The sequence below is a fragment of the Mesorhizobium sp. P5_C1 genome, from assembly GCF_054049815.1.
Genome location: NZ_JBFULQ010000283.1, coordinates 1 through 7,169, shown reverse-complemented (window position 1 = coordinate 7,169; position 7,169 = coordinate 1). Strand labels below are relative to the sequence as shown.

Here is a 7,169-nt window from a genome sequence, read left to right as displayed (position 1 = left end):
GACATGCCCCGAACCAAGCAGGAATCCAACCGCGCCAAGCAACCGGCGCTTGCCAGCCACTACCGCGCCATCGGCCCGGCAGCGATCGTCGCCGCCCTTCTCCATACCGCGAAGAAGAAAAAGCCGGCGCAGAAGATCGTATCACCTCGCGCTGCCTGAACTGGTGCGCGACCGACCCGAAGGCGCCGGCGACATAGCGCTGACATGTGCCTCTAAAGCCGACATGCGCCTCTAAAACAGTGTCATCTGACTATCGTCCGCGCCGGGCTTCTGGCGCCTGACCTTCTCGGGCTCCGGCCCGATCTCGCCCCTCTCCTGAATCTCCGGTCCGGTGTTGACGACCTTGTTGACGAGGTCGGACACGGGAATTGCTTCGAAGAAATCAGGCTGCGCCGGCCGCAACAGGTCGGCGACATCGCGCGGCTCGAGCGTCCGGCAATCCAGCCAACGGGCAAAATCGCTGGGATCGATCACCACCGGCATACGGTCGTGGATATGGGCGATGTCGGCATTGGCATTGACGGTCAGGATGGCGCCGGTGTCCATTTCCGAACCGCCCGGCTCGGCATAGGTCTCGATCAGTCCGGCAAAGGCGACCACCCCGCCATGCCTGGGCCGTATCCAGTAAGGTTGCCCCTTCTTGCCCCCGGTTTGCCGCCACTCGTAAAAGCCGGATGCCGGCACCAGCGCACGACGATGGCGCATGGCGGCCTTGAACGAGGCCTTTTCGGCGGCCCCTTCGGAGCGTGCGTTGAAAAGCAGCGGAAACTCCCTGGTGTCCTTCACCCAGGTCGGGATCAGCCCCCAGCGCACCAGCATCGGCTGGCGGTCCGGCAGATTGGAGCCCGGCGCCCGCGGAGCACCGGCGATCGCCACCAGGATCGGCTGCGTCGGCGCGATGTTGTAGCGCGCCGGGAAATCCTCAAGCCCCGCCACGCCCAGAAAGGCGGCGGTCCGATCCGGTGTCGCGGTCAAGGCAAAACGTCCGCACATGGTCGACTGGTACCCTTCGGCTGGTTCAGCTTGAAAGTGGCGATGGAACCGGCGTTGCGCAATCGCCAAAGCTTCCCCATGCTGGGCGGTCCACAACAGACCTGCCTGCAGATGAGCCTGATCGGGAATCCATGAACCAAGCGCGCAAGACACTTCCGGCCGTCTCGGTGGCCGTCGTGCGCGGCGACACCGTGCTCCTGGTCAAGCGGGCGCGGCAGCCATCGCAAGGGCTCTATGCCTTTCCGGGCGGCAAGGTCGAGGCCGGCGAGACGCTGGAGGCCGCGGCAAAGCGCGAACTGCTGGAAGAAACCGGCTTGAACGCCACCGAATACCACCCGCTTCGGGAAATCCACATCGACGGCAGGGATGACGCCCACCCGGTCGATTACCTTCTGACAGTGTTCGGAGCCGCCTATGCCGGCGGCGAGGCGGTGGCCAGCGACGACGCCGAGACAGCCGCCTTCTATACGCTCAGCGAGATGGCAAGGCTGCCACTTGCCGGCTCGGTGTTCGCGGTAGCCGAAGACTTGCTGGGCCTTGGCGCAAACGCCGGGCTGCCCTGAAAATCGCCTTGCGGGCGACAAATTGTTTCGCCACAAAGACTTAATGCTGTTTGGCCAAGAGGCTTATGAACCGTCCATCCCTGCTCCTCGCCGTATGTCTGGCCGTTAGCTCGGCCGTCTCGACGCGGCCGGCGTTCAGTGCCGAATCGCCGTTCGAACCCGGGCTGATGCGGCTGGCGGAAGTTCTGGGATCGCTGCATTTCCTGCGCAATTTGTGCGGTGAGAAAGGCGACCAGTGGCGTGTCGAGATGCAGAAGCTGCTCGATTCGGAAAATCCGGACGCCGAGCGGCGCGCCCGCTTCATCGCCAGCTTCAATCGCGGCTACCGCTCCTTCGGCGGCACCTACACGCAGTRCACCCCCTCGGCCACCGAAGCCATCAGCCGCTATATGAAGGAAGGCGAGACGCTGTCGCGCGACATCGCCTCGCGTTATGGCAACTAGGCATTCCGAACTGCCCATCCACAGATATTCGGACCTCCGACTTGTGTCAGGTGACATCTTGGTGCAATCCTCGTGTGGCACTTCTGCAACAGTCTTAATGAAACCTTACCGCGCGAATGCGGAATTAACTCAAACTGAAGGTTTTCGCCCCGCAGGCCGCCCTAATCGGCTAAGTTTGGCCTGAGTTGAACGCAGCTTCGCGCAAGGCAATCGGGCTCTGTAAAAAACGATCAAAAAAATGTCGTATTTACAAATACTTAATTGACCCTGCGTGTGAAATGAACAGATCAAGCCTGATCCGCATCGACGGATCGCCGCTTGAAAGGGTGGACATCGCATATGGAACATGGTGTCAACGACATCGACGCGCTGGTCAGGGAAGAGAAGCGCCTGACCGCCGTGGAAAGCCACAGCGAAGCCTGKGCGGAAGGTCTCTCCGCCGGTATAGAGCCCGAGATCATTGCCGAGGCAGCGCTCGAGACGGCCTTCGGCGAGATGTTGCGTGCCAATGGTGAGACCTCGGCCCTTGCCCTGCTCGACCGTATGCGTGAAAAGGTGATTGCTGGCGCCTTCGAACCTGAACGGCTGCGGCACTGAACCGACATCCGGTTCTTTGACGGCAGAATGCCGCTCGGGCGTCATGCCCGGAAGCAGGGAGAAACGGGCAGTGAGTTTTTCGATGTCAGGCAAGCCGGTTGGCTTGGTCCTCTACATCTGCTTCGCCGCTGGCTGTGCCGCGATTCCCCTGGTTCTCGTCAGCAGCCCCGCTTATGCGCTAAGCGAGATCAAGCGCGAAGAGCTCCCCGCACCCGTCACGCCGCCGGCGGACGACGACATGTCGCCGCCGGGAAGCACAGTGCCAATGCCCGACCCGGTCGGAACGCCGCCTCCAACCAGCAAGCCGGCCGGCCCTGACGAAGCCGAGCCGGACAGCCCGCCGAGCGGCGGCGGCGTAACCAGGCCGCGCGTCGATCCGGAAACCCCAGTGCCCGAGGTCGTCTACGATCTCGGCAAGCTGCCGGAACCGGTACGGCGCATGCACGACCTGATCGTCGAAGCCTGCAAAAGCGGCGACATCGAAAAGCTGCGGCCTTTGATCGGCACGGGCGACAGCACGACACAATTGTCGCTGACCGATATAGACGGCGACGCCATCACCTTCCTCAAGGGTCTCTCGGGCGACCCGGACGGCCAGGAGATCCTGGCCATCCTGGAAGAGGTGCTCAATGCCGGCTACGTCCACCTCGATGCCGGCAAGCCGGAAGAACTCTATGTGTGGCCGTATTTCTTCGCGCTGCCACTGGACAAGCTCGACGCCAAGCAACGGGTCGAACTGTTCAAGATCGTCACCGCCGGCGATTTCGACGACATGAAGCAGTTCGGCGCCTACATCTTCTACCGCGTCGGCATCACGCCCACCGGACAGTGGACATTCTTCGTCGCCGGCGATTGAGCCTTTTTGGCCCGCCTTGCGGGAGGTTGGGGCCTAGCGAGGCAATGCCTCGGAAAACTCCACCGTCTTGCCCTGGCCCGGCGCCACGATCTCGCCATCCCACATGACGCGGCGGCCGCGAATGACGGTGCCGACCGGCCAGCCGGTGACTTGCTTGCCATCATAAGGCGTCCAGCCGGCTTTCGAGCCGGCCTGCGCGTTGGTTATAGTCTCACGCCGCTTCATGTCGACGATCGTGAAATCGGCGTCGTAGCCGGCGGCGATGCGACCTTTTCTCGCCATGCCGAAGATGCGCTGCGGACCGTGGCTGGACAGGTCGACAAAGCGCTGCAGCGTCAGCCGGCCGGCGTTGACATGGTCGAGCATGATCGGCACCAGCGTCTGCACACCGGTCATCCCCGACGGCGAGGCCGGATAAGGTTTGGCTTTCTCGGCCAGTGTGTGCGGTGCGTGGTCGGAGCCGAGCACGTCGACGATGCCTTGCGCAATGCCATGCCAGACGCCGTCGCGGTGTCTGATGTCGCGCACCGGAGGATTCATCTGGATCAGCGTGCCGAGCCGCGCGTAATCGTCAGCCGACAGGGTCAGGTGGTGCGGCGTCGCCTCGCAGGTTGCGACATCCTTGTGCTGCTGGAGGAACAGGATCTCCTCGGCCGTCGAGATGTGCAGCACATGGATGCGGGCGCGAACAGTGCGCGCGATGCGCACCAGCCGCTCGGTGCAGCGCAAGGCGGCGATCTCATCGCGCCAGATCGGGTGCGATGACGGGTCGCCGTCGATGCGTTCGCCCTGACGCTCGCGCAGCCGGAATTCGTCCTCGGAGTGAAAGGCGGCGCGGCGGCGGGTATTCCTCAGGATCGAAGCGACGCCTTCATCGTCCTCGACCAGGAGGTCGCCGGTGGAGGAGCCCATGAAAACCTTGATCCCGGCCGCACCCGGCAGCCGCTCGAGTTCGCCGACGTCTTTCGCATTCTCGCGGGTGCCGCCAACCCAGAAGGCAAAATCGCAGTGCATGCGACCGCTGCCGCGGCGGACCTTGTCGGCAAGCGCTGCCTCGCTCGTAGTCAACGGATTGGTGTTGGGCATCTCGAAAACGGCGGTGACACCGCCCAGCACCGCCGCCCGCGACCCCGTCTCAAGGTCTTCCTTGTGCTCCAGTCCCGGCTCGCGGAAGTGGACCTGGCTGTCGACGACACCCGGCAGGATATGCAGGCCGCGGCAGTCGATCGTCTCGCCGGCCGAGGCCTGGCCGAGATCGCCGATGGCAGCGATGCGGCCGTCCTTCACACCGACATCGCGAGCCCCTTCGCCGTCATGGTTGACCACAGTGCCGCCTGTCAGGATGAGGTCGTAGGTCATGGCCATGCTCTCTTGCAGGGGGAGTGCCAGCGGCTTACGTAAAGGCCGACCGTTTTGCAAGATCAGGCTGCTTTCGCCAATGCCCTTTGCCCAGCTCAAAGACCGCGCGCTCATCTCCGTCTCGGGGCCTGATGCCGAGCATTTCTTGCAGAACATCCTGACCACCGATCTCGACGTATTGACACCCGGCCAAGCAAAACCTGGCGCGCTGCTTTCGCCGCAAGGCAAGATCCTGTTCGATTTCCTGATCTCGCGGGCTGGCGAGAATGCATTCAGGCTCGAATGCCGGGCCGACATTTCAGATGATTTCGAACGCCGGCTGACGCTCTACAAGCTGCGTGCCAAGGTCGAGATTGCCAAAGCCGATCAGGCGCTTGTCACCGTCGCATGGGGAGTTGAGTCAACGCCCTCACAATCTGATTCAACGGCCGCCGACACGCGCTTTGCGAACGGCGCCGTCACGCGTTGCTATGGCCACGCGGATGAGCGGAGCGACCTTGCCGCATGGCAGGCCTCCCGGATCGCCAGCGGCATTGCCGAAAGCGGCAGCGACTACCAACTTGGAGACGCCTTCCCGCACGACGTGCTGCTGGACGAAACCGGCGGCGTCGGYTTCARGAAGGGSTGCTATGTCGGCCAGGAGGTYGTCTCGCGCATGCAGCAYCGCGGYACGGCCAGGCGGCGCGTGCTGATYGTCCAGGCCGGACTTCCCCTGCCCGCCGCGGGCACCGAACTGACAGTCGAGGGGCGGCCCGTCGGCACGCTCGGCTCGAACGCCGGCACGACCGGGCTCGCCATTGCCCGCATCGACAGGGTCAAGGCGGCGCTCGACGCCGGCCAGCCGATCATGGCGGGCGACGTGCCGGTTACCGTGACCATCCCCGCCTGGGCGAAGTTCAGCTTTCCGCAGGAAGCCGTCAGCGCGGAGGAGGCCTGATGGCGGCCGATCGCGTCGGCGCGCCGCCACGCGCCTGGCAGCGCATGCTGTCCGGCCGCAGGCTCGACCTGCTCGACCCCTCGCCGCTCGACATCGAGATTTCGGACATCGCGCATGGGCTCGCCCGCGTTGCCCGCTGGAACGGCCAGACCAGAGGCGAGCACGCCTTTTCGGTCGCCCAGCACTCGCTGCTTGTCGAGGCGCTGTTTTGCGACCTGGTGCCTGCGGCTTCGGCCGACGCCCGGCTGGCGGCGCTGCTGCACGATGCCCCCGAATATGTCATCGGCGACATGATCTCGCCGTTCAAATCGGTGATGGGCGGCAGCTACAAGGACTGTGAATTGCGATTGCAGCGCGCCATCCATCTGCGCTTCTCGTTGCCGCCGGAACCAGCTGCTGCGTTGCGCAAGGAGATCAAGCGCGCCGACCAGATCGCCGCCTATTTCGAAGCAACGCTGCTTGCCGGTTTTTCGACTGCCGAGGCGACCGAATTCTTCGGCCGTCCGCGCGGTTTCAATGCCGATCGCTTCGATTTCACGCCACGCTCGGTGACCTCAGCGCAAAATGCGTTCCTGAAGCGCTTTTCGGCAATCGAGAAGTCGCGCCACCAGGTTCCAGCACCCGTGATCGGCTGAAAAACGCTAAATTAACCGGCGGCGACCACACTAGCCCGTTCGATCACGATCCGCAGGCGCCTTATGCCCGTCGCTGATGCCAAGGATGGTTCGACCGTCCCGGAACCGGGGGYCGAAGGCATGGATCGGCCGCGCTCCATTGAAGACGAACTGCGCGAACAGAACGAACGCTTTTCGGCTGCGGTCGAGAACATGTCGCATGGGCTGTGCATGTTCGACGCCGACGAGCGCATGATTATTTGCAACGTCAACTACATCAACATCTTCTGCCTCGACCCCAAGGTGATGCGGCCCGGCATCCGGTTCCTCGACATCCTGCGCCACAGCGTCGACATCGGCATCGCCTCGCAAAGCGCCGAAGAACTCTACGCCATCCGCAAGCCCTATATCGACCAGGCCAAAGCCTCGACCTACGAGGAGACGCTGTCGGACGGTCGTATCATCAACATCTCGCATCGCCCGCTGGCTTCGGGCGGTTGGGTCTCCATCTACGAGGACATCACCGAACAGCGACGCGCAGAACGGGATCTCAAGGAGCAGCATCGCCGCTTCGACGCAGCACTTGCCAACATGTCGCAAGGCCTGCTGATGTATGACGCCGACGGCAGGCTGATCGTGCGCAACCAACGCATTCTGGAGCTCTATGGTGTCAGCGAGGCAGACCTTCCGCTGGGCATGGGTCTGCGCGAACTCCTTGAGCGGCTTGTACGCCTGGGTGTCTATCCGCCCATCGATATCGATGGCGAGGTCCTCAAAACTGAAGCCCGCCTGCAGATCGGCCAGACG

9 protein-coding genes are annotated in these 7,169 nt (G+C 63.4%); 7 read left to right on the top strand and 2 right to left on the bottom strand.

Annotation, left to right across the window (positions count from 1 at the left end):
* Positions 1-231: 231 nt before the first annotated feature.
* The gene (locus ACXJ7R_RS20450) at positions 232-993 is read right to left on the bottom strand and encodes an SOS response-associated peptidase (RefSeq protein WP_457153430.1); all 762 of its coding nucleotides are present in this window, start codon (positions 991-993) and stop codon (positions 232-234) included.
* Between the two features lie 131 nt (positions 994-1,124).
* Between ACXJ7R_RS20450 and ACXJ7R_RS20445 the strand changes: the two genes are divergently transcribed.
* From ACXJ7R_RS20445 to ACXJ7R_RS20430, 4 genes are all read left to right on the top strand, one after another.
* Complete coding sequence (locus tag ACXJ7R_RS20445) at positions 1,125-1,556, top strand: NUDIX hydrolase (protein ID WP_457153429.1); 432 nt, start codon at positions 1,125-1,127, stop codon at positions 1,554-1,556.
* Between the two features lie 65 nt (positions 1,557-1,621).
* The gene (locus ACXJ7R_RS20440) at positions 1,622-1,999 is read left to right on the top strand and encodes a TIGR02301 family protein (protein ID WP_457153428.1); all 378 of its coding nucleotides are present in this window, start codon (positions 1,622-1,624) and stop codon (positions 1,997-1,999) included.
* A 339-nt stretch (positions 2,000-2,338) separates the two neighbouring features.
* Positions 2,339-2,596 (top strand): hypothetical protein, encoded by a 258-nt coding sequence (locus tag ACXJ7R_RS20435; protein ID WP_457153427.1) that lies wholly within the window; start codon positions 2,339-2,341, stop codon positions 2,594-2,596.
* A 70-nt stretch (positions 2,597-2,666) separates the two neighbouring features.
* On the top strand, positions 2,667-3,452 hold the full coding sequence (locus ACXJ7R_RS20430) for a hypothetical protein (RefSeq protein ID WP_457153426.1): 786 nt from the start codon (positions 2,667-2,669) through the stop codon (positions 3,450-3,452).
* 33 nt (positions 3,453-3,485) lie between these two features.
* Here ACXJ7R_RS20430 and ACXJ7R_RS20425 read toward each other — a convergent pair whose 3' ends face one another.
* Positions 3,486-4,817, bottom strand: coding sequence for a dihydroorotase (locus ACXJ7R_RS20425; RefSeq protein ID WP_457153425.1), 1,332 nt, complete (start codon positions 4,815-4,817; stop codon positions 3,486-3,488).
* 73 nt (positions 4,818-4,890) lie between these two features.
* Here ACXJ7R_RS20425 and ygfZ point away from each other — a divergent pair, with 73 nt between their 5' ends.
* From ygfZ to ACXJ7R_RS20410, 3 genes are all read left to right on the top strand, one after another.
* Positions 4,891-5,748: a CAF17-like 4Fe-4S cluster assembly/insertion protein YgfZ gene (ygfZ, locus tag ACXJ7R_RS20420; RefSeq protein ID WP_457153424.1), complete on the top strand. Its 858-nt coding sequence runs from the start codon at positions 4,891-4,893 to the stop codon at positions 5,746-5,748.
* On the top strand, positions 5,748-6,383 hold the full coding sequence (locus ACXJ7R_RS20415; RefSeq protein WP_095086537.1) for an HD domain-containing protein: 636 nt from the start codon (positions 5,748-5,750) through the stop codon (positions 6,381-6,383). The genes ygfZ and ACXJ7R_RS20415 overlap by 1 nt, the downstream gene beginning before the upstream one ends.
* Positions 6,384-6,503: 120 nt before the next feature.
* Positions 6,504-7,169 (top strand): PAS-domain containing protein (locus ACXJ7R_RS20410; RefSeq protein ID WP_457153423.1); only part of this gene is annotated, 666 nt, incomplete at its 3' end.